Genomic DNA, 24,394 nt, shown 5'->3' on the forward strand with positions numbered 1-24,394 from the left:
GCCGGGCCCGCGACAGGACCCAGGATCAGCTCTCCTGCTTACCGAGGAAGGCGAGGGTGGCTGCGGCGAAGAGTGGGGAGGCGAAAAGGTCGTAGTGCGTCAGCCCGGGCAGGATCGCCAGGGCGTGGCCACCCTTCGGCCGGCCCTCGCCCATCCAGCCGCCGTCGCGCAGCCCGCCGTCGAGCAGGTTGAAGATCTCGACGTAGTGGCTCGGTGGCGCCATGTCGGCGTCGGCGGCGACCACCAGCGTCGGCACCCGCAGGCCACGGACCTGCTCGGTGTAGTCGAAGTCCTTCGCCATCGCCTCGCCGATCTTGTCCAGCAGCCGGGGGAAGTCCTCCGGGCGCGGCGCCACCCGCTGGTAGAGCTCGTACATCGGCGTGTCCTTCATGAACTCGACGGCCGCGCCGCTGACCTGGCCCTGCTGCGCGAGCATCTCCGGGTAGACGGCGTCGCTGCGGATGTTCGCCGACGCCACCACCAGGCGGCCCACCTTGTCCGGGTGGCGGAGGGCGACCTGGAGCGCGACCCCGCCGCCGAGGGAGTAGCCGACGACGTCCGGCTTCTCCAGCCCGAGGTGGTCGATCAGGGCCGCGACGTCGTCCGCCATCAGCGTCAGGTCCAACGGTCGGTCCACGTCGGCGGTGCGGCCGTGCCCCTGCAGGTCGACCAGGATGACCTGGTGCCGGTCAGCCAGCGTGGGCAGGACCGGCGCGAACATCTCGCCCGAGCCGAGACCGCCGTGCAGCAGGATCATCGGGCGGCCGGTGCCGTGCGTCTCGTAGTACAGGTTGACGCCGTTGACGTCGGCGTACTGGCCGGAGGTGCCGGGCTCGGCGGTCCATGCAGTGGCGGTCATGACGTGCTCCTCGTGTCGTGTCGTTGTCCGATGCCCTAACGACCGGGCAGCCGCCGGGAACTCATCGCCGTGGGCGACACAAATTTTTCCGGGGCCGGAATCGTCGGGGGTGGGCGTTAGATTGGCGGCGTGGGTGACGTGGCCATCAGCACATCGATCGAGTCGCAGTTGGAGCCGTACCGCTCGGAACTGACCGGCTACTGCTACCGGATGCTGGGCTCGGCCTTCGAGGCCGAGGACGCCGTGCAGGACACCTTCGTGCGGGCGTGGCGCAGCTACGAGCGGTTCGAGGGCCGCTCGGCGCTGCGGACCTGGCTGTACCGGATCGCGACCAACGTCTGCCTCAACATGCTCGCCAGCGTGCAGCGGCGGGTCCGGCCGATGGACCTCGGTCCCGCCGGGTCCGGCGACGCCACCCATCCGGGCGAGCCGCGCCCCGACGAGATCTGGGTGGGCCCGGTGCCGGACAGCCGGGTCCTGCCACCGGGCAGCGACCCCGCCGAGGTGATCGCCGGCCGCGAGTCCGTCCGGTTGGCGTTCGTCGCCGCGCTGCAGCACCTGCCGCCGCGGCAGCGGGCCGTGCTCATCCTGCGCGAGGTGCTGGCCTGGTCGGCCCAGGAGGTGGCCGAGCTGCTCGACACCTCGGTGGCGAGCGTCAACAGCGCCCTGCAGCGGGCCCGGGCCACCCTCACCGCCGCCGACACCGCCGCCGATGTCCACCAGCCGCTGGACGAGGAGCAGAAGGCGCTGCTCGCGCGCTACGTGCGCGCGTTCGAGGCGTACGATCTGACGGCTCTCACCGCGCTGCTGCACGAGGACGCGACGCTGTCGATGCCGCCGCTGCCGCTGTGGCTGCGCGGCCACGGCGACATCCTCGCCTGGATGAGCGGCACGGGCTGCGGATGCCGCGGCTCCCGGCTGGTGCCGGTGGTGGCGAACGGCCTGCCGGCGTTCGGGCAGTACCGCCCCAGCTTCGGCGGCTCGGGGCACGACCCCTGGGCGCTGATCGTGCTGGAGATCTCAGCCGGGCGGATCGCGGCGGTCAACAACTTCCTCGACACCGCACGCCTGTTTCCGATGTTCGGGTTGCCGCAGCGGCTGGAATAACACGCCGGTCAGGCCGAGCAGGTCGGCAAGCTCGAGCAGGTCGGCGCTGGCGCCGTTGAGGACCAGCCGCCAGCCGTGCCGCCGCGCGGTCAGGCAGAGCCGGGCCAGCGCCTCGACCATGACCACATCGGGACGGATCGCCCCGGACACGTCGCAGACCACCACGCCAGGGTCCCGGCCGCGCAGCACCTCGGCCAGGCGGACGCAGAGCGCGGGGATGTCGGCGCGGGTCAGTGTCCCATCCATGGCGAAGCTGATCGCGAAGGTCGTCACGCAGGTAGGACCGGCAACCGCCCGCAGAATCATCCGCGGTGATGGCGGTGATCCGCACCGACGAGCCGAACGGCACCCGGCCGACCCTCGGCCCGGCACAAGCAGGATGAGTGGATTCACGCCATCGTCGATCACCACGATTCATGTCGTTGTTCCGATAGGAAAAACATTCAACTAATTCAATTACGTCGATAGTGTGGGGTGCGCAAGGCCGTCGGAGAAAGGGCGGACCATGAGATCCCCATCTACTTCGTTGTCCCGGCGTGGGCTGCTCGCCGGTACCGCGGTCGCCTCGGCCGCAACCGTCACCGCAACCGTCGCCGCCGCACCTGCGGTCGCTGGCCCACTGGTCCGCGTGGCACAGCCGACGGTCGCTTCCGACCGCATCGCCACCGCGCGACTGGCCGCCCCGGTGGCTCTGCGGACCGACCTGTACGAGCGGCTCGGCACCTGGCTGGCGTTCTGGTCGGCGAACTCGCCGCGCGGCTGGAGCGTCCCCACCGAGCTGGCCGGGCAGGCCGACCCGGCCGGGGAAGCGTTCACCCTGCACGCCATCCGGGTCGTGGTGGACGACCAGCCGGTCGACGCCTTCCGGGCCGACCGGGTCGACACCGCGCACCTGGCCACCCTGGCCAGCCTGCACCACCACTTTGGCCAGGTCACCGTCGCGGCCGGCGGCGGACTGCGGGTGCTCGACGGCGAGCCCGGGTTCACCGGCTCGGCTGAGCAGGTCGCGTTCGCGGTAGCGGCCAGCCGCCAACTGTGGGGCGTGCGTACCGCCGACGCCGCGACGTGGCGGCACCGGGTGGGCACGGCGGACGCCGCCTCCCGCGCTGGCTGGGCGGCCTTCACCAGGACGGCTCTGCGGCGCGGGCTGCGGACCGACACGCACTGAGAGACCGGAGGAGAGCACATGGCACGGCACGAGTTCCGTTTCGTGGTCGACGGCGTCGACCTCACATCCGAGCAGCAGAGCCGGATCGCCGGCGAGATCCAGAAGGCCGGGCTGTCCGCGCTTTCCGCCGCCGGCGCGAAGCTCGACACCCCGCTCACCCTCGGGCACGCCAACCTGAAGCTGCGTCCCGAGTGGTACGGCATCTGGGTCATCGACGGCCCGTTCGCTCAGGAGCTCGGCCAGAAGATCAACGACATCGGCTTCTGGCTGCAGAAATGACCCAGCCGCCGGAGCGGATGTGCCCGAGCACCACCGCGGCCAACGCCACGGTCTTCCTGGGCATGATCACTCCGGCGGGTCGGGTCGCGTACGTCACGCCGCCCATGCCCGCCGAGGTGGCCCTCGCGACAGCGGACGCGGCCAGCGGCCCCGTGGAATCCCGATACCGGCTCGCCGGCCCCTGCGTCACCAGCCGGTGCGGCTTTTGGACCGGTGACCACTGTGGCCTGGGTGAACGCCTCGTCGCCTCGTACGCCGAGACCACCGGCGAACCGAAAACCAACCTGCCGCACTGCGCCATCCGCCGCAGTTGCCGCTGGTACGCCGAACAGGGCCCCGCCGCCTGTACTCCCTGCTCCCACGTGACCACCGACGCCCGCTGACCCCAATGCCGCTTAGCTAGCGTGGGCGATGTTGAGTTGACGGGTCAGGGGCGGGCATGCGGCGGTGACGATCGAGTACGACGAGGTCGAGTGGCCGGCACGCAACAACGCGGCGTGGCGGCTGTTGCGTGCCGGCCATGCCGCTCTCGTCCTGAGCTTCATCGGATCTGGGTGCCCGCGCAGTCCCCGGGTCCACTAAGGTCGGCCCGGTGACGGGATCGACCTTCAGCCGTGTCGGCCGGATCGGCCTCGTGGTCTTCGCCCTGGTCGCCTTTGCGACCTTCACCATGGCCTGGTTCTCCGGTGCCAACGGCCAGGTGATCGTCGGTGTGGACCTGAACTACGTGAAGCCGGAGCTGCCCGGCGTGCCGCACCCGCTGCTGGAGTACTTTCTGGAGGTGGCGCCGCTGCCGGCGTACCTCGGGTTGCTGCTCGCTGGCACGGTCGCGGTCCGGCGGCGGTGGGCACGGTTCGTGGCAGTGGCGGTGGTCGTGCTGGCCGCAGTGCTGACCGTCGCGGTGGCCGCCGGGCTGCTGGCCAGCATCGAAGACTACTGGAAGTCGTACGAGGTGCAGCGCTACCGGCTGTACGCCCTGGTGACCGTCGCACTGGCGGTGCTGCTGCTGGCCGCCGCCGGTGCGTTGGCAGCGGGCCTGCGGCACGCGTACCACGGCTTCGTGATCGTGCTGCTGTTCGCCTCCGCCGCGTTCCAGTTGACCTGCACCGTACTGCTCGCCGGGGAGGGCGTGGGCAGCGCGATGACGGTGGTGCCATGGCTGGCGGCTTGGGCGTACCTGCTGGCGGCCGCCTGCGCGCTGCTCGCATTGACCGATTCCAGGACATTTGGTTCCGCGCCGCCCGACCACACCGGCAACCCGGCGGTGGGCGGGTAGCTCTTCGGTGCCCGTCAGGACGGCCCGTGGTGTCGGCGGTGCCCGCTACCGTCGGTGGCCATGAAGGCGCGACCCGGCGCGCCACACCTCTCCACCGGTGCCTCCTGCCGCTACCTTCCGCCCACCCCCGTCCCCTGGCGCCTGTAACACCGTTAGCGGCGGTTGTAGCGGTGCATGGTCAGGGTGCCGAAGACCACCAGGAAGAAGGCGCTCCAGAGGAGCGTCCAGGTCATGGCGCTCGCGTCGGTGGTGCCGGACATCGCGGCCCGCACCGACGACACCAGGTGGGTGATCGGGTTGGCCTTGACGAACGCCTGGAGCCAGCCCGGCATGGTGGACGGGGCGACGAAGACGTTGCTGAGGAAGGTCAGCGGGAACAGCACCATCATGCTGACCCCCATCACGGACTTCTCGCTGCGCAGGACGAGCCCGAAGAACGTCCAGACCCAGGAGAACGCGAACGAGAAGACCACCAGCAGGCCGATCCCGGCTCCGACGCCGAGCAGGCCGCCGTCGGGGCGGAAGCCGAGCACCAGCCCGACGGCGAGGATCACCACCGCCGCCAGCACGTAGCGCAGCACGTCCCCGACGATCATGCCGACCAGGGCTGCGGGTCGCCACACCGGCAGCGTCCGGAACCGGTCGAAGACGCCCTTCTGGATGTCGGTGTTGAGGCCGACCCCGGTGTACATGGTGATCATCACGACGCTGGTCACCATGATGCCCGGCAGGAAGAACTGAAGGTAGTCACGGGGGCTGTCGGCGAGCGCGCCGCCGAACAGGTACGTGAACATCAGCACCATGATGATCGGGAACGCCGTCACGTCGAACAGCTGCTCCGGCACGTGCTTGATCTTCAGAACGGCACGCCAACTGAAGGCGAGCGACGCCGCCAGCGGGCTCGGTCGGGACGGTCGCTCGCCCGGTGCCAGGACCGCCGCCAACGCCTCGGTCGACGGGACGTAGACCGTCGGCGCCCGCCCGGTCGAGGTCGCGATGTCGCTGCTCATCGGGCTGCCTCCAGCGTTTCGTCCCGCTCGTCCTCGGCCGGCGCGGCGGGGTGGTCGGTCAGGGCCAGGAAGACCTCGTCGAGGCTCGGCTGGCCGAGCGAGAAGTCGTCCACCACGATCCCGGCGCGGGACAACTCGCTCAGTACGCGGGCGGCCTGCGCACCGGCATCCAGGTCGCTGCCCGCCCCGCCGACCCGGGCCGTGATCGCCACCGGATCCGGCTCCAACTGCACCGGCGCGTCCAGCACCGTCCGCAACAGCCGCTCCGCCTCCGGCCGCACAGACGCGTCCCGCAGTCGCAGGTGGACCGTGCCGGTCCCGACCGACGACTTCAACTCGCCCGGGGTGCCCTCCGCGATTACCCGGCCGTGGTCGACCACCGCGATCCGGCTGGCCAGCTTGTCGGCCTCGTCGAGGTACTGCGTGGTCAGCAACACGGTCGTGCCGTGCGCCACCACCGCCCGGACGATCTCCCACACCTGGTTGCGGCTGCGTGGGTCGAGCCCGGTCGTCGGCTCGTCGAGGAACATCAGGTCGGGCGTGTTGAGGATGCTCGCCGCGATGTCGATGCGGCGCCGCATGCCGCCGGAGTATTTCTTGACCTGCCGGCCGGCCGCCTCGGTCAGCCCGAACGCGGCCAGCAACTGCTCCGCCCGCTGCCGGGCGGCCGGCTTGCGCAGCCCGAGCAGCCGGCCCAGCAGGATCAGATTCTCCGTGCCGGTCAGGTCCTCGTCGACCGAGGCGTACTGACCGGTCAGGCTGACCCGGGCGCGGACCGCGTCGGCCTCGGTGACCACGTCGTGGCCGAACACCCGGGCTCGCCCGCCGTCCGGGCGCAGCAACGTCGCCAGCACCCGCACCGCGGTGGTCTTGCCGGCCCCGTTCGGGCCGAGCACTCCGTACACGGCGCCGGCCGGCACCTGCAGGTCGAGGCCGGCGAGCGCGCGGGTCTCGCCGAACGACCGGGTCAGCCCCTCGGCCTCGATGGCGAGGCCGGTGCTGCGTCTGGAACTCATGATCTCGATTCGTCCTCCCGTGTGGGGGCGCCGGGCCCGGAAGGGCACCGGAGCACATGCGGCCCCAGCCCACCGCACGCGTACGACAAAATTCCGACGCGGGGCCGACCACCTGCTACAACGACTGTGGCCGGCGGCCGGCCCGCACGCGTCGGTTCTGCCATGCGGGGTCAGCGTTGCCGCAGGGCGGTGGAGGCGAGCCGGTAGCCGATGGTGCGGTCCACGATCCGCTCGACCAGTTCCGCCTTGCGCAGGCCACCCACGTTGCGTAGTCCCAGGCTCGCCGCCAGCGCTCGTAGCTCACGCACCGACCACCCCGACAGGTACGCCGCACCATCGGCCCGGCTGGTCAGGGTGGCCAGGTGGCCGGCGGCGTCGGTCGGCTCGGCGGCGTTGAGCCGGGTGATCACGCGGACCGCCGAGCGGGCTGGAGGTGCTCGAGGAACTCGGTGGCGAACTGGCGTAGTTCGTCGCGGACGGCGGGCACGGTCACCCGGTCGCGCAGCACCACCGGCACCCCGCGCGGGGTGTTCGTGGCGTAGAGCGTGACGTTCTCCCGCAGCGCGGTCGGGAAGACCGGCAGACCGAGGTTGCGCACCTGATCCATGTAGCTCTGATGGGTGGCGATGGGCTGCCGCGACAACAACTGGATCATGGTGAAGACCACGCCGGCCACGTCGGGTGCGACCTTGTGGTGTCGGCGTACGGTGGCGAACCGGCGGGCGTCGGCGTTGTACTGGTCGACCAGTTCCCGCACGTTGCCGTACAGGTAGTCGATGCCGAGAGTGGACAGGTAGTCGGCCCGGGCCGGGATGACCAGGTGGTCGCTGGCGATGATGGCCGACTGGGTGACCACGTTGAAGTTCGGCGGGCAGTCGATGAGCACCAGGTCGTATGGGTCCAGCCCGTCGGCGAGCAGCCCGTCGGCGAGCGAGCCGCGCACCCGGAACAGTTCGGCGTCGTACTCCTCACCACCGGCGACGCTGCGGGCCAGCGCGAGGTCGATGTCGACCAGTTGCAGGTGTGAGGCGATCAGGTCGAGCCGACCGGCGCCGGTGAGCCGGGAGTTCGCCGGGCCGGGCGACACCACGAGGTCGCCCAGCGTGACCGCCGGATTGCCCACGCGCAGGCCGTCGTACCAGCGTTTCACGGTCCGGCTGTCGCGCAGCCGCTCCCGCCAGCCGTCCGGGAACGGTAGCCGATGTCGATCACTCCTTGCCGCTCGCGGTTTGTGCGTAACTACGTAAGTTCGTACTATCGAACTTATGTCGGAGGTGGAGAAGCGGTTGGCCGCGCTGGAAGCGCAGGTCGCCGCGCTGGTCGAGCGGGTCGGGGGCGGCGCGGACGGGCCGGCGACGCCGCCCGAGGGCGCCTTCTGGGCCCTGGACGGGCTCAAGCAGCGGCTGCCGGCCGACGACGACCACCCCGGCGCCGTGCTCTACACCGGCACCGTCCACGTCGCCGGCCAGCGCTACGACTGGCAGTACGGCCGGGCCGTCGACGACCTGCTCGCCGACGGCTGGGCCGAGCTGCCGGCCGCGCTCTCCGCCCTGGCCCACCCGGTCCGGCTGCGCCTGCTGCGCGAGATCCTCGGCGGCCGGCAGGGCACCGGCGAGCTGGCCGGGATCGAGGAACTCGGCACCACCGGCCAACTGCACCACCACCTGCGCCAGCTCACCGCCGCCGGCTGGCTGCGCAGCGCCGGCCGTGGCCGGTACGCCATCCCCGCCGAGCGGGTGGTGCCGCTGCTGGCCATCCTCACCGCCGCCGGCCGCTGACCACGCCCACGCGGACCATCCGGGTCCCGCGCCCGACGAAAGGGAGCACCAGCGTGCGAAAGTCAGCCGTCATCGCCCTGGTCGCCGGAATCGTCGCTGGGCTCGCCGGGTTCGGCGTCATGCCCCGCGCGCCCCGGCTGACCGCCCAGGCCACCGGCGACGCCGAGCTGGCCGCCGCGGCGCGGGCCGCGGTGGACGGCCCCGAGGGACACCGTGGGCTCGCCGTCGCGCTGATCGACGGCGGCCGGATCCGTACCGCCGGCCTCGGCGACCGCGACCGCGCCGGCCACCCCGTCGAGTCGGACACCCCGTTCGAGATCGGCTCGGTGACGAAGGTGCTCACCGGCATGCTGTTGGCCACGCGTGTCGATGCCGGGGCGGTCCGCCCCGACGACACCCTCGGCACCACCTGGCCCCAGGTCACCGGCCCGGCCCACGAGGTCACCCTGGCCGAGTTGGCCAGTCACCGCTCCGGTCTGCCTCGGATCAGCATCACCTCGGTACGCGACTGGGCGCGCCTGATGTGGACCAACCTCACGGCCGGCAACCCGTACGCCGGACAGGACGTCGACCGGATCCGGGCCGCGACCGACGAGCACGGCCCCGGCGACGGCCGGGGTCGGGTCAACTACTCCAACCTCGGCACGGCGTTGCTCGGTCAGGCGCTGGCCGCAGACGCCGGCACCGGCTACCCCGAACTGCTCGACCGGGAAGTGCTGGCCCCGCTCGGGATGACCGCGACGGTGCTGGCCACCGATTCCTCGGCCCTGCCGTCCGGGCGGGCGCAGGGCGCCAGGACCAGCGGACGCACCGCGGACCCGTGGACCGGCGCGGGCTACGCCCCGGCCGGCATCGGCTACTGGTCCACCGCCGAGGACCTCGCCCGCCTGGTCGCCGCCACCGCCGCCGGCACCGCACCCGGCGCCGACGCCCGCGAGCCGCGCTTCGTCGACGACGAACACACCCGGGTCGGGTACGGCTGGTTCACCACCCGCCACGGCGACCGCGAGATCACCTGGCACAACGGCGCCACCGGCGGCTTCTACGCGTACGTGGGATTCGAGCGGGCCACCGGGAAGGGGGTGGTGGTGCTCGGCAACACCGACCGGGGCGTCGAACCGGTCGGGCTGCGGTTGCTCGGCGTACCGCAGGAGCGCGCCGGCGCCACCCCGTCGGGGTTGTCGGCCTGGGTCGGCGTCGCTCTGGCGCTGCTGTTCACCTTCATCGGCGGGCTGTCGCTGCTCGGCTCGGCGGTCCGCCCGGTGCTGGACCGGCTGACCGGGCTGTCCGCAGCGGCCTGGGCACTGGCGTACCCGCTGCTCGGGCATCGGCTCGGCGACTGGTCGGTCGTGCCCGGTTGGCTCTGGCCCGCGGGGCTCGGCCTCTCCGCCGCCGGGCTGGCCCTGGTCGCGTACCGCTGGCGGCGACTGCCACTCAACGGCGCTGCGGTGCCGTGGCGCCGGACGGTCGTCGTCGGCGCCTCCCTCACCGGCGCGCTCGTGGTGACCGCCGCCCTGCTTTCGTAAGGAAGGGCTGCGCCGTAAAGAAGGGCCGAAGTGGACACTCTCGGATGGATTGCTGGCCGCGCTGGGCCGCCTGCCGGGCCGGCATGATCGTTAGCAGGCAAGAAAACTACCGGTCTCGGCTGAACAGACTCTTTGCATTGGCCTCGATGTGCACCAGGATGGCACGAACATCCGGCGCACGGGGGTACGGGAGCCGGATACCCGCAGAGGAAGGACGTGGCACATCGTGGTGCCTTTCTCAGGCAGGAGGGTGCTTGCCGGTATCGCGGCCTGCACGCTCTTGGGCACGGTGGCGCTGGCAAGCCCGGCGTCGGCGAGCCCGAACAACAACACCGTCAAGAAGCTGACCAAGGCGGTGACCGTCGAGGGTGTCTTCAAGCACCTCGACAAGTTCCAGGCCATCGCCAAGGCCAACAACGGCACGCGTGCCTCCGGTACGCCCGGCTACGACGCCAGCGCCGACTACGTGGCGGGGCTGTTGAAGAAGGCCGGCTACCAGGTGAGCCGGCAGCAGTTCGACTTCGCGTACTACGAGGACTTCGGCTCGTCGTTTGCGCAGGTGGCGCCGAACCCGACCACCTACGTCAACGGCGTCGACTACGAGTTGATGAGCTACTCCGGTAGCGGGGTCGCCGAGGGCCAGGTGGTCCCGGTGGATCTCGCGCTCACGCCGCCGCGCGACTCGTCCTCCGGCTGCGAGGCGAGCGACTTCGCCGGTGTGGACATCGCCGGCAAGATCGCCCTGATGCAGCGCGGCACCTGCGCCTTCGGGGACAAGGCCGCCAACGCCGAGGCGGCCGGCGCGGCCGGCGCGATCATCATGAACCAGGGCAACGGCACGCCGGAGGCCAACTCGGACCGCTACGACCTGTACGCCGGCACCCTCGGCGAGCCGGTCGGCATCCCGACGGTCGCCGTGTCGTACGGCACCGGGGCGCAACTCGCCGCGACGGCCGGCCTGGTGCTCCGCATCGAGGCCGACACCACCTCCGAGATCCGCAGCACCGAGAACGTCATCGCGCAGACCCGGCAGGGCCGCACCGACAACGTGGTGATGGCCGGGGCGCACCTGGACTCGGTACCGGAAGGGGCGGGCTACAACGACAACGGCACCGGCAGCGCCGCGCTGCTCGAGGTCGCACTCCAGATGGCCAAGGTGAAGCCGAACAACGCGGTCCGTTTCGCCTGGTGGGGCGCGGAGGAGTCCGGTCTGATCGGCTCCCAGTACTACGTGGACTCGCTGACCGAGAAGCAGGTCGACGACATCGCCCTGTACCTCAACTTCGACATGATCGGTTCGCCGAACTACGTCTTCGGGGTGTACGACGGCGACGACTCCGCGCAGGAGGGCTCCGGCCCGGGCCCGCAGGGGTCGGCGCAGATCGAGAAGGTGTTCGAGGAGTTCTTCGCCTCCCGCAAGCTGCCCACCGTGCCGGCGGACTTCAGCGGCCGCTCGGACTACGGCGCGTTCATCGACGTCGACATCCCGGCCGGTGGCCTCTTCACCGGCGCAGAGGGCCTCAAGACGGCCGAGGAGGCCGCCCTCTTCGGCGGTCTGGCGGGGGAGGCGTACGACCCCTGCTACCACCATGCCTGCGACAGCCTGACGCCGGTCGCCGACGGCGCCGACGCCGCGCTTTACCGGGCGCTGGGCAAGAAGTACAAGCTCAAGGGCAACGTCAACGTCTTCGCGCTTGACGTCAACGCCGACGCCGTCGCCACCGCGGTGCTCACGTTCGCGTACGACACGTCGGCCGTGAACGGCGTTCCGGGCAAGACGCCCGGCAAGGGCAAGGGCAAGGACAAGCACAAGGGCAAGCCGCACGGCCACAAGCACGGCCACAAGCACTGCAGGTAATCCAGGCGCCCTGCTGACCGGGCCGGGTCCCACCTCGGGACCCGGCCCGATCGGCTCAGCCGGATGGACGCCCGATCGGCTCAGCCGGATGGCCGGGCCGACCGGGTCAATCGCCAGTACTGCCGCTTGCCCTCGTCGCGGACCACCACGCCGTAGCGGCCCAGTTCGGTACGCAGCTCGCGGGCCTCGTCGCCCCGGCCGGCCTCCAGCGCCTCCTGTCGGGCCCGCAGCAGCGCGTCCGCGCCGTCGGGCAGCCCGGGCAGCCCCGGCACCCAGCGCCGGTACGCCTCCCGGTGCGGGTCCGCCTCCGCCCACGGCCAGCCGTGCTCCCGGAACGCCCTGGCCAACTGGTCGGCCGGCAGGTCGGAGGTCTGCCGGGCCAACTCGCCGTCGTCCGCGTCGAGCAGCACCAGGTCCTTACCGTCGACGAAGACCACCCGGGTCTCCGACCGGCCGGTCTCCCGTTCGGTGCTGCCACGGCGCAGCCGAACCCGGGTGCCGTCCACGGTGACCCGCACCCGCTCGGCGGTGCCGATCGCGCCGATCACCAGCCCGGCCACCAGGCCGAGCGCGACCCCGCCGCCCAGGGCGTAGGTGTCGGGCAGCCCGTTGACCCAGCGGAACAACCCCTGCACCGGCGCCCAGGGCAGGCCGGCCACCCAGCCGGCGCCGGCCGCCAGCAGCCCACCCGCCAGGCCGCCGACGACCGGGATACCGGCCCAGAGCGCCAGCAGTTCGCCGGCGCCGCCGCTGACCACGCTCGGCGTGCCGTACGCCGTCACCGTAGTGCCGCCAGGATGCCCCGCCGTTCAGGGCGGGGAGTAATGGCGGCCCACTTCCTGTCAGCCATGATCATCTCCTTTGGTAAGATATGTCGTGTGAGGACGGCGTACCGGTGTCGGGCTTACCCGACACCCGAACAAGCGGCGGTGCTGAACCGCACGTTCGGGTGTGTGCGTGTCGTCTGGAACCGGACTCTCGCCGCCCGGCATCGCCGCTGGCACACCGAACGCAAGTCCACCTCCTACGCGGAGACGGACCGGGCGCTCACCGAGGCGAAGAAACTGCCGGAACTGGCGTTTCTCAACGACGTCAGCTCCGTGCCGTTGCAGCAGACGTTGCGGCACCAGCACACCGCCATGACCGCGTTCTTCCAGAAGCGGGCGAGGTATCCCCGCTACAAGTCGAGACACGGACGCCAGTCCGCCTCCTACACTCGGTCGGCGTTTCGCCTGCGCGGCGGCAACCTGTCTCTGGGGAAAACTCCCGGCACGCTGCGGTTCGTGTGGTCCTGGCCCGACATCGACGTGACCACGCTCGACCCGACGATGGTCACCGTGTCGCGTGACCCCGACGGCCGCTGGTTCGTGACCTTCGCCGTCGACATCGACGCCCCTACCGCGCCCGAGCCGACCGGACGGGTTGTTGGCGTCGACCTGGGCCTGACTGACTTCATGGTTCTGTCCACCGGCGAGCGCATTGCGCACCCGAGGCACATGCAGCGGCGGGAACGCCGATTGAAGCGGTACCAGCGGATGATGGCCCGCAGGAAGAAGGGCTCCGCGAACCGGGCCAAGGCCAAGCGGAAGGTGGCGCGCGCCCACTCGCGGGTGCGCGACGCCCGCCGAGACTTCCTCCACAAGACCAGCACCGACCTCGTGCGTCGGTTCGACGCCATCGCCGTGGAAGACCTTGCCGTGGCGAACATGGTCCGCAACCGGTCGCTGGCCAAAGCGATCTCCCGCTGCGGCTGGGCCGAGTTCCGCGAGATACTGACCTATAAGGCGCACCGTGACGGCCGGCACCTCGCCGTGGCCGACCGCTGGTATCCGTCATCCAAGACGTGTTCGGCGTGCGGGCATCTGCTCGCCACGCTGTCCCTCGACACACGGCGTTGGTCGTGTCCATCCTGCGGCACCCGACACGATCGGGACATCAACGCCGCCAAGAACATCGCCGTCGCCGCCGGGCTGGTGGAGACGATAAACGCCTGCGGAGCGGACGTCAGACACGAAGGCTCTCCTTCCGTGCTGTCTGCGATGAACCAGGAACTTTCACCCGCGAGAGTGAGAACCCCCCGCCTTTAGGCGGGGGAGGAAGTCAAGCCACCTCCCGACGCATCGTGCGGACCAACCCCGCGAGCAGCGGCACGGCCAGCCACACCAGCAGTGACACCCCGAGCCGCCCCCACTGCCCGGCGGTCATCTCGGTGCCGAACAGCGGCTCCATTGTGCGTCCGGTGTCCAGCCACTCGGCCGTACGGTGCAACGGCCGCACCAGCCCACCGACGATCGACCACGCGATCGGCAGCACCAGGTAGGTCACGATGGCCAGCGGCGTGTGCAGGAGCAGCAGCCCGAAACCGGCGCCCAGCAGCACGTTGGCCACCTGGAACACGGCCGCGTGCAGGATCAGCATCCCCTCGATCCGCCAGGTGCCCGCGCCGCCGGTGGCACCGGCGACCAGCGTGCCGACGGCGGCGAGGGCGAGGCTCGCCAGTAGTGACGCCAGCGCCGCCACGACCAGCGCGGCTAGCTTGGCGGCGATCACCCGCTCCCGCCGGGGCACCAGCGCGAACGTGGTCGACGCGGTGCGCTGCGACCACTCGCTGGTGATCGAGAGGATGCCCAGCACCGGCAGCAGCAGCCCGACCGGAAACAGCGACGACAGGAAGAAGTTGACGAAGGTCTGCTCGGCGTCCGGCACGTACACCAGCTGGAGCGTGACGACGGCGGCGGTGATCAGCCCGATGGTGATCAGCAGCCAGCGGCCGGCCCGGGTGTCGACGAGCTTGCGCGCCTCCACGAGGGTGAGCCGGGCGAACGACGGCCGGCGTTCCGCCGCCGGGGTGACCTCGAACGTGCTGGCGGTGGTCGTCATCGGGCGGCCTCCTCGGTCGGCCGGGCGGCGGCACCGGTCCCGGCGGGTTGATCAACGGTCTCGGCGGGGCGGGGGGCGTCCGCCTCGGCGGTGAGGGTGAGGAAGAGCTGTTCCAGGCCGCCGGCGCCGGCCGGTCGCAGCTCGGTCAGGGCGATCCCGGCCGCCGCGGCGGCCAACCCGACCGCCTCGCTGTCGGCGGGCACCAGCAGTCCTTCGGCGCCGTCACTGACCGGCAGGCCGGCGCGCTCCAGCGCGCCGCGCAGCGCCGCCCGGTCGCGGGCCCGCGCCAGCGTGCCGCCGCCGGCCAGCAACTCGTCCTTGTCGCCCTGGGCCACGATCCGGCCGCCCCCGATGACCACCAGCCGGTCCGCGACCGCCTCCACCTCGCGCAGCAGATGTGAGGAGAGCAGCACGGTGCCGCCCCGATCGGCGAAGTCGCGCAGCAGGCCGCGCATCCAGAAGATCCCTTCCGGGTCCAGGCCGTTGGCCGGCTCGTCCAGGATCAGCACCCGGGGGTCGCCCAGCAGCGCGTGCGCCAGGCCGAGCCGCTGACGCATCCCCAGGGAGTACGCCCGGATCCGGCGCTTCGCCGCGACCGCGTCCAACCCGACCCGGTCCAGTGCCTCGCCCACCGTCCGCCGGTGGACCCCCATGGTGGCGGCGGCCACGGTCAGCACCTCCCGGCCGGTGCGCCCGGCGTGTTGAGCGGAGGCGTCCAGCAGCACTCCGACCAGCCGGCCCGGATTGGGCAGGTGCCGGTAGGGCCGCCCGGCGACGGTGGCGCTGCCGGCGGTCGGCAGGGTGAGTCCGCAGATCATCCGCATGGTGGTCGACTTGCCGGCCCCGTTGGGGCCGAGAAAACCGGTGACCGTGCCCGGTTCGCAGCGGAACGACACGTCCTGCACGGCGGTGTGCCGCCCGTACCGTTTGGTGAGCTGAGTTACCTCGATCATGCTGCGAGGCTGCCGGAACCACCCGGCTGCCCGCAGCGGCCGAGGGTCGTGCGCCGGTAGACCAAGGTCGACGTCCAGGTCTCGACTTTGGTCGCTGGCCCGGCCTCCGAGGGCTGCCTACCATTGCGGCTGTGACCAGCGCTGTCGTCGTCGAGCACCCGGGCCTGCTGCCGGGCTCGCTCGGCACGACCCGCCGCCACCCTCGCCGGACGACCCGGGACTGGCTGGTCGACAGCTTCTGCTTCCTCGTCTCCGTCGGCTGGGTGCTGGGGGCCACGGCCGACGCGGCCTCGCCGGATCCGTTGCTCGCCGAGCGGTTGCCGTACGCCTGGATGGTGGCTGCGGACGCGTGGCTCGGCCTGGGCTGCGCGGGGGCGCTCTGGGTGCGCCGTCGCTGGCCGCTCGGGCTGGCGCTGGCGACGCTGCCGCTGACGATGTTCTCCATGGCCGCCGGGATTCCGTTGCTGGTCATCTACTTCACGGTCGTGGTGCACCGGCGCACGGCGGTGGCCCTGGCGATCACCGCGGCCGGCCTGGTCACCAACATGTTCTTCACCCTGCTGCGGCCCGAGCCCGACGATTCGTACTGGGCCTCCACCGTGTGGGGGGTGGTGATCGCCCTGCTGGTGCTGGCCTGGGGCATGTTCGTGCGGGCCCGCCGGCAGTTGGTGCTGTCGCTGCGCGAGCGGGCCGAACGGGCCGAGGCCGAGCAGCAACTGCGGGTGGCCCAGGCCCGGCAGCTGGAACGCACCCGGATCGCCCGCGAGATGCACGACGTGCTGGCCCACCGGATCTCGCTGCTCAGCCTGCACGCCGGGGCGCTGGAGTTCCGCCCCGACGCCCCCGCCGAGGAGGTGGCCCGGGCGGCCGGGGTCATCCGGGGCAGCGCCCACGCCGCCCTGCAGGACCTGCGCGAGGTGATCGGCGTGCTGCGGGCCGAGAACTCCCTCGCCGTCGAGCCGGAGCGTCCGCAGCCCACCATCGCGGACCTGCCCGCGCTGGTCGGCGAGTCCCGGGCCGCCGGGGTCCGCGTCGACCTGCGTGACGAGGTCCGTGCCGCCGATCGGCTGCCCGCCGCGCTCGGCCGCACCGCCTACCGGATCGTGCAGGAGGGGCTGACCAACGCCCGCAAGCACGCCACCGGCGCCGCCGTCACGGTCGAACTGCGCGGGGCGCCCACCGACGGGCTGACCGTGGAGATCCGCAACCGGTGGCCGGTGGGCGAGACGGCCGAGCCGATCCCCGGCGCCGGCACCGGCCTGGTCGGCGTGGCCGAGCGGGTGCAGCTCGCCGGCGGGCGGCTGGAGCACGGCCGCGACGGCACCGGCGACTTCCGGCTGGCCGCCTGGCTGCCCTGGCCGGCAACGTGACCGGCGAGGGTGGCCCGTCGGCCCGGCAGAGGCCCGCCTCGCCAGCAGGGGAGGAGCAGCCGGTGCGGATCCTGATCGTGGACGACGACGCGCTGGTGCGGGCCGGGCTGTCGATGATCCTCGGCGGCACGCCCGACCTGGAGGTGGTCGGGGAGGCGGCCGACGGCAGTGAGGTCGCGGCCGCGGTCGCCGCCTGCCGGCCGGACGTGGTGCTGATGGACATCCGGATGCCCCGGGTCGACGGGCTGGCCGCGACGGAGGCCCTGCGCGCGTCGCCCCGACCGCCCGAGGTGCTCGTGCTGACCACCTTCGAGGCCGACGAGTACGTGCTGCGCGCCTTGCGGGCCGGCGCGAGCGGTTTCCTGCTCAAGGACACCCCGCCGGCCGAGATCGTGCGGGCGGTACGCCGGGTGGCGGCGGGTGAGGCGACGCTGTCCCCGACGGTCGTCCGCACCCTCATCGAGCACGTCACCGCGCCGACCGCGAGCGACCCGCGCCGGGAGCGCGCGCTGCGGCTGCTGGCCGGTCTCGCCGAGCGGGAACGCGCGGTCGCGCTCGCCGTCGGCCAGGGCCGCACCAACGCCGAGATCGCCGGGGAGCTGTTCATGAGCGTGGCCACCGTCAAGGCGTACGTCTCCCGGTTGCTGACCCGGCTCGGCCTGACCAACCGGGTGCAGATCGCGCTGCTCGTGCACGACGCCGGTCTGGCCTGACCGGTTCCGGCGAAGGCGCGGAAACCTCGTTGAACCATCCCGCTCCGGCAGCCGTACCAATGCGCGAGGTGCGGTGCTCAAGCGCATCGCTACCGGAGCTTCGGGAGGCCTGCCGTGCGAGTTGATGAGCAGTCGACGGATCCCATCGATCAGATTCTGGGCGAGTTGCCGGTCCCGACATCACTGACCCCCGAGGACGTCCGGCTGGCGGTCCGGGCGGTGGTCGTGCACGCGGCGGAGGAGTGGCCCTCGGGGGCGCTGTGCCGCAACGACGGTGCCCGGTTCCCCTGCCGGCTGCACCGGTGGGGCCGGCAGGTGTTGCTGACCCACGGGCTGAACGAGCGGCAGCTCGACGCCCTGATCCGGCACGGCAACCCGTTCGTGCACGTGCCGTTCCCGTTCCTGGTGAACGGGCCGAACCCGGGACGTCCCCCGGCCCGTCCGCAGGGTGCCGTGGGCTATCCGGCGCGTCCGCAGGGTGCCGCCGGCTATCCGCCGCGTCCGGAGCGCGCGCCCGGCTATCCGGCGCGTCCGGACCGTGCCGCCGGCCACCCGGCACGGGGTCCCGTTCCCCGGGTGGCGGCTCCCACGGCCCGGACCACTGCCCGGACCCCCGGCACCGGCCGGCCGGTGGCACCCCCCGCCACCGCGCCGCGCTGGCCGCGGGCGAGCTGAGCAAGACTCGCCCGCCGGCGGTACGACGCCGGTCCGGAACGCGCGGTCATTTCCCCGCCCGCGCCCGGACCGGCGTCGCCGCCTCAGATCCCGCAGTTGGGCGCGGACCAGTACGTGCGGTTCGGGATGCCGTCCCGGTTGTTCTCCCGCCGGGAGTCGACGTGGACATGGCTGTTGTGCCCGCGCACGCCGGGGCCGACGATTCCGCTGAAGCCGTGGTTGCGGGCCTGGCGGGCGATCTGGCACAGCGACCGGTCGTTCGAGATGACGTCGGCGGCGTTGCCGTAGAGGTGCTGACTGTTCGTCGCGCCGCCGACCCGGCTGTTGCAGCTGCGGTCGCGGAAGCCGCTGGTGACGATCAGCGGATCGTCGCCGAGGCTCCTGCGCAGGGCCTCCAGTTTCCACATGGTGCGCAGGGCGTTCTGCCGGGTCTGGTCGGCCGTCAACGGGCCACCCGTCCAGCCGCCCTGGCCGCAGCCGTCGTCCAGCTCGGCGTAGATGAAGTGCCGGGGCGTGCAGTCGTTGTCCTGGAGTTGGTAGAGCTTGTCGAAGGTCTCCGGCCCGGCGATCCCGTCGACCCGGATCCCGTACGCGGCCTGGAACCGGCGTATCGCGGCGGCGGTCTTCGGGCCGTATCTGCCGTCGAGCTCCACGATGTCGCGGCGACCGGCCCAGCCGGCCACCCGCACCTGCAGCTCGCGTACGTCACTGCCGGAGAGACCCTGGTAGAGGCTGCGCTCCCAGGTGTAACAGCCGTCGGCATGGGCGGCTGGCGCGGCGACCACCGAGGCGATCGCGGCACCCGGTAGCGCCAGTGCGAGGGCGACGACGGCCCGCTTCAAGGCGTGAACGCGCACGGGTGGTCCTCCCGATAGACAGGCGAATGGGGTGACATCCGGGACTTCGGCACCGAGCCGTCCCGTGAATCCACCCTCGCACCGGAAGGAGCTCTTCGCGGTTATTAACCGGAATTACGCTCACTATTCGCCTTGTCTGAGTATCGGCTGAGAATGGGCGGTATTTGCGAACCGGACATTCACCCTGCCCAGTCGCAGAGGCCATCGACCCGGCAATTACTGTGCGGAAAGTCGCACCAGGTCGCACCGAGGGTGATGTTGCCTGGTCGGGGCGGGCCGGTAACGTCAGCGCGGGCGACGACGGGGAGGCGGCGTGGCGCGCGGTGGGATCTTCTGCGTCGAGGGCCAGTGGCACCGGGACCTCAACGAGCGGAGCTCCGTGCTGCCCACCCTCGAACTGCTCGAACGGTTGGGCCGGGTCCGGTTCATCCACAAGGACGCGGCCACCCGGGACGAGCTGTTCTACTTCATCGACCGCTGGCTGCTCAAGCAGTACGCCGACCACCGGCTCGGGTTCTTCGCCATGCACGGCGAGCCGAACCGGTTGTGCCTGACCGACTGGCACTCGGTGGAGCTCACCGAGGTGGCCGAGCGGATGGCGGGGCGCTGCGAGGGGCGGCGGATCTACTTCGGCAGCTGCTCGGTGCTGCGTGCCCCCGAAGCGGTGCTGCGCGAATTCCTCGACGTCACCGGTGCGGCGCTGATCTGCGGTTTCACCCGCGAGGTGGACTGGGTGGAGTCGGCCGCGTTCGAGACCGTCCTGCTCGACGTGCTCGCCAACGGCCAGCGGAACAATGCCGCCGAGTTGCGGATGGGCTCGGCGCACTGGGCGCCCCTCGCGTCCTACCTCGGCTTCCGGGTGATCTACGCCAACGGCCGGGCGTGGCGGCCGTCGGCCCGACCTCGGGTGCCCCGCCAGGCGTCGGCCGGCCGCTCCGCCTGACGGCTGTCGGTCGGTCGCTCCGCCGTCGGCTGGTAGAAACGAACGATGTCACGCACGATCGCACGCAACACCCGGGTCGACCGGGACGCACTCCTGGAGTTCCTCCGCCCGCGACACCGGGTGGTGCTGATGACAACCCGCGCCGACGGCCGCCCGCAGTCCTCGCCGGTCGCCGCCGGGGTGGACACCGCCGGCCGTCTGGTGATCTCCACCTATCCCGAACGCGCGAAGGTCGCCAACATCCGGCGTGACCCGCGGGTATCGGCGTGTGTGCTCTCCGACGACTGGAACGGCCCCTGGGTGCAGATCGACGGCACCGCCGAGGTGCTCGATCTGCCCGAGGCCCTCGAACCGCTGGTGGAGTACTTCCGCAGCATCTCCGGCGAGCACCCGGACTGGGACGAGTACCGGGAGGCGATGGTGCGGCAGGGCAAGTCGCTGATCCGGGTCACCATCACCTCGTGGGGCCCGGTGGCCACCGGCGGATTCCCGGCCCGGCTGGCCGACTGAGACACGGGCGGGGTGCGGCCCGCGCCGCACCCCGCCCGACGAGTCAGGACCGTGCCGTCGCGTAGGCGGCGCAGCCGATCAGTTCCATCGACACCTGGAGCCGTTCCAGGCTGATGTTCTTGGCGATGGTGTCCTCCGGGCTGTGGTACGGCGGCTCCAGCAGCGCCGGCGACTCCTCACCCCGCCAGGAGAAGTTCGCGCTGGCGATGCCGACCTCCTGGAACGACTGGTGGTCGCTGGCCCCACGCTGGGTGACCGGGGAGATCTGCGGCTGGTAGCCGAGCCGCTGAGCGGCGGCGGTGACCTCGTCGGTGGCCCGGTTGCTCTGGCCGGTGAACGACAGCAGCCAGTACCGGGTCGCCGGGTCCCAGCTGGTGGCGACCATGTCGTTCTGGTAGACGGCGAGGATCCGGTCGCGCTCGGCCTGCGGCAGCTCACGGACGTGGTAACGCGAGCCGATCAGGCCCTGCTCCTCCGAGCCCCACAGGGCGAACCGGACGGTGGCGTTGATCGGGATCGCCTTCAACACCCGGGCCAGCTCCAGGCAGAGCACCGTGCCGGAGCCGTCGTCGTTGGCGCCCGGCGCGCCGATCACCGAGTCGTAGTGGGCGCTGACCATCACCACCGGGCCGTTCGGCCCCGATCGCCCCTGCCGCTCGGCGAGCACGTTGTACGAGGTCAGCCCGCGGTGCGCGGTGGTGGCGATGGTGAGGGTGAGCGGACGGGCGGCCAGCAGGGCCCGCAGTCGCTGCTTCTGCGCCTGGGCCACGCCGACCACCGGGATCGGCAGCGGCGAGTTGGCCGAGCCGGGCAGGGTGGGGGAGAACGCCTGCGCCCGGCGGGGCTCGACCAGGTCGGCCGGGAGGAAGACCACCGCGACCGCGCCGGCGGCCACCGCCCGCGCCGCCACCTGCTCACGCTGGGCCGCGACGTAGTCCACCAGCACGATCCTGCCGGCGGCGTCGGCGGTGAAGTCGTCCGCCGCGCCCGCCCGTACGTCGACCACCGAGGCGGTGACGCTGGTGTCCAGCGCCGCGTGCGCGCTCGCCCCGGCCTGCCAGTTCAGGTCCGTGGGCAGGCCGGCCGGCGAGCTGAACTGGGCGAGGAACTTGTCGGCCACCGCGAACGGTTGCAGGGTGGTGTCGTAGCGGAGCTTGTCGAGCTGGCCGGCGATGTAGTTGGCGGCCCGGCGCTCCGAGTCGGTGCCGCCGATCCGCGGCCCGATGTCCTCGGAGAGCACCTTCAGGTGCTCCAGCGCGCGCCGGCTCGACAGCTGCGCGATGACCTTCCGGTCATCCGGCGTGAGCTTCGGCGGCCGGTGCGCGCCCGGGCGCTGGTCGGTGGCGGCCCAGGCGGGCGCGGGCAGCGCCACGGTGGCGGCACCGCCGAGGGCGACGGTCAACATCCGTCGCCGGTTGAAGAAGCTGGAGCCGACGGAGGGGGACGATTCGTGTGAGGGTGTCACGGTGTCGTCGAGCGAAGACAAGACGGCGCCTCCCGATTCGAGGTCCGACCCGGGCGGTCAGGGGTGTGTAGCCCAGGTCACAGATGCTCGAATCTAACGGGTGAGCTGCCGCTCCTCAAGATCGGAAGGTCAATAGGCGGCGGTGAAGCGCATGTTCCGGTGCTGCGGCCGCTCGATCTCATCGACGACCGCCACCGCCAGGTCCTCGTAACTGAGCGCGCTGCGGCCCTGGGCATCGGTCACCGGATGGTCGGTGCCGGTGCGGTACCGGCCGGTGCGTGCACCCGGATGGAACTCCAGCGGCGGCGGGGAGACGTACGTCCAACTCACCCCGTCGGCCGAGGAGCGGTAGAGGTCCAACGCCTCCGCCTGGCCCACCGCCGCGTCGCGGTACTCCTCGGGAAAGTCCGGTTCGTCCAGGAGCCGGGTACCGGCCGGCGTGAGCAGGGTGGCGCCACCGCCGACGTGGATGATCCGCGGGGCGGCCGGCATGTCCCGCAGCGCGCCGAGCAGCGCCCGGACCGCGTCGGGCCAGAGGGTACGCTCACCCCCGCCGATCGCCACCACCAGCGCGTCCGCCTCCGGCGCCAACTCACGTACGCTGCGCTCGCTGGTGGCGTCCCCGGTGACCACCCGGACCCCGGCCGGCAGGTACGAGGTGGCCTCCGGCCGGCGTACCGCGGCGACGACCCGGTGCCCCCGGTCGAACGCCTCCACCACGATCCGCGAGCCGGCGGTGCCACCCGCTCCGAACACGACGATGTCGTTCACGGTCCCAGGCTATGGACCGGGCCCGCCGGCCGGGCCCGGAACGGCGATCCCGCAGGATCTCAGTCGAGGTGATCCCGCGGGATCTCAGTCGAGCAGCGCGGAGTAGACCAGCTGCCGCAGCTGCGGCCGGATCGGCCAGGTGCTCGACGGCATCAGCTGGGTGAAGAACAGGGCGGTGATCTCCTCGGCCGGATCGATCCAGAACGCGGTGCTGGCCACCCCGCCCCAGTAGTACTCGCCGACGCTGCTCGCCAGCCGGCCCGGGATCGGGTCGTCCACCACCGCGAAGCCGAGGCCGAACCCGACCCCGTCCAGGGTGGTCTCGGCGAACCCGCCGGTGGACAGGGTCCCGAGGTCCTGGCCGCCGGGCAGATGGTTGCGGGCCATGAGGCGTACCGTGCGGGGGGCGAGCACGCGTGCCCCGTCCAGTTCCCCGCCGCGCAGCAGCGCCTGGGTGAACCGGTGGTAGTCGGCGGCCGAGGAGATCAACCCGCCGCCGCCGGAGAGCAGCGCCGGCTTCTCGTACGCGAGGTCGCCGAGCGCGTCGTGGCGCACCGCCCGGCCGGTCGCCGGGTCCGCCACGTACAGCGCGGCGAGCCGAGCGGTGTCGGCGCCGTCGACGTACCAGCGGGTGTCGTCCATGCCGAGCGGACGCAGGACGCGTTCGGCGAGGAAGGTGTCCAGGCTCTGCCCGGAGACCACCTCGATCAGCCGGCCCAGCACGTCGGTGGCGACCGAGTAGCCCCAGGCGGTGCCGGGTTGGAACAGCAACGGCAGCGCACCGAAGGACCGGCTGGCCTCGGCCAGGTCGACGTCCGCCGGTGGGTAGAGGTCGTAACCGGCGGCCCGGTACAGGCCGTCGACCACGGAGGTCTGCATCCAGCCGTACGTCAGCCCGGCGGTGTGGGTGAGCAGGTGCCAGACCCGGATCGGCTCGATCGCCGGCACGGTGTACGGCTTGAGCGTCGACCCCTTCGAGTAGACCCGCATGTCGGCGAACTCGGGCAGCCAGCGACCGATCTCGTCGGTCAGCTCGAAGTGGCCCTCCTCCCAGAGGATCATCGCCGCCACCGACGTGATCGGCTTGGTCATCGAGTAGATCCGCCACAGGGTGTCGTCCGCCACCGGTGTGCCGGCCTCCCGGTCGCGCAGCCCGTACGTCGAGGCGTGCGCGATCTCGCCACGTCGGGTGACGACCAGTTGCCAGCCGGGGAGCCGGCCGTCGTCGACGTACCTGCCGAAATGCTCGTCGATCCGGGCCAGCCGCGCCGGGTCGAAGCCGAGCCGTGCCGCGTTGATGCTGCGTGTCGTACTCACCCGACCGAACCTACCGGCCGGTACGCATGCCAGGGAAGACGTGAGTGTCGGTGCCGCTGGATA

At 71.8% G+C, this 24,394-nt stretch carries 27 protein-coding genes; 14 read left to right on the forward strand and 13 right to left on the reverse strand.

What is annotated here, in order from left to right; all coding sequences use genetic code 11:
* Window positions 1–25 precede the first annotated feature (25 nt).
* Window positions 26–859, reverse strand: coding sequence for an alpha/beta fold hydrolase (locus tag IEY61_RS01330; RefSeq protein WP_189040354.1), 834 nt, complete (start codon window positions 857–859; stop codon window positions 26–28).
* Between the two features lie 129 nt (window positions 860–988).
* Between IEY61_RS01330 and IEY61_RS01335 the strand changes: the two genes are divergently transcribed.
* Complete coding sequence (locus IEY61_RS01335; RefSeq protein WP_189040355.1) at window positions 989–1,966, forward strand: sigma-70 family RNA polymerase sigma factor; 978 nt, start codon at window positions 989–991, stop codon at window positions 1,964–1,966.
* Here the strand turns inward: IEY61_RS01335 and IEY61_RS01340 are convergent.
* The gene (locus tag IEY61_RS01340; RefSeq protein ID WP_189040356.1) at window positions 1,880–2,239 is read right to left on the reverse strand and encodes an STAS domain-containing protein; all 360 of its coding nucleotides are present in this window, start codon (window positions 2,237–2,239) and stop codon (window positions 1,880–1,882) included. The genes IEY61_RS01335 and IEY61_RS01340 overlap by 87 nt on opposite strands.
* Window positions 2,240–2,471: 232 nt before the next feature.
* Between IEY61_RS01340 and IEY61_RS01345 the strand changes: the two genes are divergently transcribed.
* The 4 genes from IEY61_RS01345 to IEY61_RS01360 all read left to right on the forward strand — a co-directional run bounded on the left by IEY61_RS01345 (window position 2,472) and on the right by IEY61_RS01360 (window position 4,689).
* Window positions 2,472–3,134: a hypothetical protein gene (locus tag IEY61_RS01345; RefSeq protein WP_189040357.1), complete on the forward strand. Its 663-nt coding sequence runs from the start codon at window positions 2,472–2,474 to the stop codon at window positions 3,132–3,134.
* An 18-nt stretch (window positions 3,135–3,152) separates the two neighbouring features.
* Window positions 3,153–3,413: a hypothetical protein gene (locus IEY61_RS01350; RefSeq protein ID WP_189040358.1), complete on the forward strand. Its 261-nt coding sequence runs from the start codon at window positions 3,153–3,155 to the stop codon at window positions 3,411–3,413.
* Entirely contained in the window at window positions 3,410–3,796 is a 387-nt protein-coding gene (locus tag IEY61_RS01355; protein ID WP_189040359.1) for a hypothetical protein, read from the forward strand. The genes IEY61_RS01350 and IEY61_RS01355 overlap by 4 nt, the downstream gene beginning before the upstream one ends.
* A gap of 209 nt (window positions 3,797–4,005) precedes the next feature.
* Entirely contained in the window at window positions 4,006–4,689 is a 684-nt protein-coding gene (locus IEY61_RS01360) for a hypothetical protein (RefSeq protein ID WP_189040360.1), read from the forward strand.
* Between the two features lie 152 nt (window positions 4,690–4,841).
* Here the strand turns inward: IEY61_RS01360 and IEY61_RS01365 are convergent, their stop codons facing one another.
* The 4 genes from IEY61_RS01365 to IEY61_RS01380 form a co-directional block, all read right to left on the reverse strand.
* Window positions 4,842–5,699, reverse strand: coding sequence for an ABC transporter permease (locus IEY61_RS01365; protein WP_189040361.1), 858 nt, complete (start codon window positions 5,697–5,699; stop codon window positions 4,842–4,844).
* Window positions 5,696–6,715, reverse strand: coding sequence for an ATP-binding cassette domain-containing protein (locus IEY61_RS01370; protein WP_189040362.1), 1,020 nt, complete (start codon window positions 6,713–6,715; stop codon window positions 5,696–5,698). Before IEY61_RS01370 ends, IEY61_RS01365 begins: the two co-directional genes overlap by 4 nt.
* Before the next feature lie 170 nt (window positions 6,716–6,885).
* Window positions 6,886–7,125: a Rho termination factor N-terminal domain-containing protein gene (locus IEY61_RS01375; RefSeq protein ID WP_189040363.1), complete on the reverse strand. Its 240-nt coding sequence runs from the start codon at window positions 7,123–7,125 to the stop codon at window positions 6,886–6,888.
* Complete coding sequence (locus IEY61_RS01380; protein WP_189040364.1) at window positions 7,122–7,865, reverse strand: ParA family protein; 744 nt, start codon at window positions 7,863–7,865, stop codon at window positions 7,122–7,124. Before IEY61_RS01380 ends, IEY61_RS01375 begins: the two co-directional genes overlap by 4 nt.
* A 115-nt stretch (window positions 7,866–7,980) precedes the next feature.
* Here IEY61_RS01380 and IEY61_RS01385 point away from each other — a divergent pair, with 115 nt between their 5' ends.
* From IEY61_RS01385 to IEY61_RS01395, 3 genes are all read left to right on the forward strand, one after another.
* Complete coding sequence (locus IEY61_RS01385; RefSeq protein WP_189040365.1) at window positions 7,981–8,493, forward strand: ArsR/SmtB family transcription factor; 513 nt, start codon at window positions 7,981–7,983, stop codon at window positions 8,491–8,493.
* 53 nt (window positions 8,494–8,546) lie between these two features.
* Entirely contained in the window at window positions 8,547–10,019 is a 1,473-nt protein-coding gene (locus IEY61_RS01390; protein WP_189040366.1) for a serine hydrolase domain-containing protein, read from the forward strand.
* 289 nt (window positions 10,020–10,308) lie between these two features.
* The gene (locus tag IEY61_RS01395; protein WP_229705601.1) at window positions 10,309–11,877 is read left to right on the forward strand and encodes a M28 family metallopeptidase; all 1,569 of its coding nucleotides are present in this window, start codon (window positions 10,309–10,311) and stop codon (window positions 11,875–11,877) included.
* An 80-nt stretch (window positions 11,878–11,957) separates the two neighbouring features.
* On the opposite strand, the gene IEY61_RS01400 is transcribed toward IEY61_RS01395, so the two are convergent.
* On the reverse strand, window positions 11,958–12,659 hold the full coding sequence (locus tag IEY61_RS01400) for a YqeB family protein (RefSeq protein WP_189040368.1): 702 nt from the start codon (window positions 12,657–12,659) through the stop codon (window positions 11,958–11,960).
* A gap of 66 nt (window positions 12,660–12,725) precedes the next feature.
* On the opposite strand from IEY61_RS01400, the gene IEY61_RS01405 reads away from it, so the two are divergent.
* The gene (locus IEY61_RS01405; RefSeq protein WP_268240612.1) at window positions 12,726–13,964 is read left to right on the forward strand and encodes an RNA-guided endonuclease InsQ/TnpB family protein; all 1,239 of its coding nucleotides are present in this window, start codon (window positions 12,726–12,728) and stop codon (window positions 13,962–13,964) included.
* Between the two features lie 13 nt (window positions 13,965–13,977).
* On the opposite strand, the gene IEY61_RS01410 is transcribed toward IEY61_RS01405, so the two are convergent.
* Both IEY61_RS01410 and IEY61_RS01415 read right to left on the reverse strand, forming a co-directional pair.
* Entirely contained in the window at window positions 13,978–14,757 is a 780-nt protein-coding gene (locus IEY61_RS01410; RefSeq protein ID WP_189040369.1) for an ABC transporter permease, read from the reverse strand.
* Window positions 14,754–15,710 (reverse strand): ABC transporter ATP-binding protein, encoded by a 957-nt coding sequence (locus IEY61_RS01415; protein ID WP_189040370.1) that lies wholly within the window; start codon window positions 15,708–15,710, stop codon window positions 14,754–14,756. The genes IEY61_RS01410 and IEY61_RS01415 overlap by 4 nt, the downstream gene beginning before the upstream one ends.
* 131 nt (window positions 15,711–15,841) lie before the next feature.
* Here IEY61_RS01415 and IEY61_RS01420 point away from each other — a divergent pair, with 131 nt between their 5' ends.
* From IEY61_RS01420 to IEY61_RS01430, 3 genes are all read left to right on the forward strand, one after another.
* Window positions 15,842–17,080, forward strand: coding sequence for a sensor histidine kinase (locus IEY61_RS01420; RefSeq protein ID WP_189040371.1), 1,239 nt, complete (start codon window positions 15,842–15,844; stop codon window positions 17,078–17,080).
* Window positions 17,056–17,793 carry a response regulator transcription factor gene (locus IEY61_RS01425; protein ID WP_189040513.1) on the forward strand — a complete coding sequence of 246 codons (738 nt, stop codon included), beginning with the start codon at window positions 17,056–17,058 and terminating at the stop codon, window positions 17,791–17,793. The genes IEY61_RS01420 and IEY61_RS01425 overlap by 25 nt, the downstream gene beginning before the upstream one ends.
* Window positions 17,794–17,907: 114 nt before the next feature.
* Window positions 17,908–18,468: a hypothetical protein gene (locus IEY61_RS01430; protein ID WP_189040372.1), complete on the forward strand. Its 561-nt coding sequence runs from the start codon at window positions 17,908–17,910 to the stop codon at window positions 18,466–18,468.
* An 83-nt stretch (window positions 18,469–18,551) separates the two neighbouring features.
* Here the strand turns inward: IEY61_RS01430 and IEY61_RS31920 are convergent, their stop codons facing one another.
* On the reverse strand, window positions 18,552–19,325 hold the full coding sequence (locus IEY61_RS31920) for a D-Ala-D-Ala carboxypeptidase family metallohydrolase (RefSeq protein WP_189040373.1): 774 nt from the start codon (window positions 19,323–19,325) through the stop codon (window positions 18,552–18,554).
* 313 nt (window positions 19,326–19,638) lie between these two features.
* On the opposite strand from IEY61_RS31920, the gene IEY61_RS01440 reads away from it, so the two are divergent.
* Both IEY61_RS01440 and IEY61_RS01445 read left to right on the forward strand, forming a co-directional pair.
* On the forward strand, window positions 19,639–20,268 hold the full coding sequence (locus IEY61_RS01440) for a DUF6642 family protein (protein ID WP_189040374.1): 630 nt from the start codon (window positions 19,639–19,641) through the stop codon (window positions 20,266–20,268).
* A 45-nt stretch (window positions 20,269–20,313) separates the two neighbouring features.
* Window positions 20,314–20,778 (forward strand): PPOX class F420-dependent oxidoreductase, encoded by a 465-nt coding sequence (locus tag IEY61_RS01445; protein WP_189040375.1) that lies wholly within the window; start codon window positions 20,314–20,316, stop codon window positions 20,776–20,778.
* Window positions 20,779–20,821: 43 nt separating this feature from the next.
* On the opposite strand, the gene IEY61_RS01450 is transcribed toward IEY61_RS01445, so the two are convergent.
* The 3 genes from IEY61_RS01450 to IEY61_RS01460 form a co-directional block, all read right to left on the reverse strand.
* The gene (locus tag IEY61_RS01450; RefSeq protein ID WP_229705603.1) at window positions 20,822–22,264 is read right to left on the reverse strand and encodes a M28 family peptidase; all 1,443 of its coding nucleotides are present in this window, start codon (window positions 22,262–22,264) and stop codon (window positions 20,822–20,824) included.
* Window positions 22,265–22,372: 108 nt separating this feature from the next.
* Window positions 22,373–23,014 (reverse strand): NAD(P)-dependent oxidoreductase, encoded by a 642-nt coding sequence (locus tag IEY61_RS01455; RefSeq protein WP_189040376.1) that lies wholly within the window; start codon window positions 23,012–23,014, stop codon window positions 22,373–22,375.
* A gap of 84 nt (window positions 23,015–23,098) precedes the next feature.
* The gene (locus tag IEY61_RS01460; RefSeq protein WP_189040377.1) at window positions 23,099–24,331 is read right to left on the reverse strand and encodes a serine hydrolase domain-containing protein; all 1,233 of its coding nucleotides are present in this window, start codon (window positions 24,329–24,331) and stop codon (window positions 23,099–23,101) included.
* Between the last annotated feature and the right edge of the window lie 63 nt (window positions 24,332–24,394).

It is taken from the genome of Micromonospora sonchi, assembly GCF_014646235.1.
GTDB classification, from domain to species: Bacteria; Actinomycetota; Actinomycetes; order Mycobacteriales; family Micromonosporaceae; genus Micromonospora; species Micromonospora sonchi.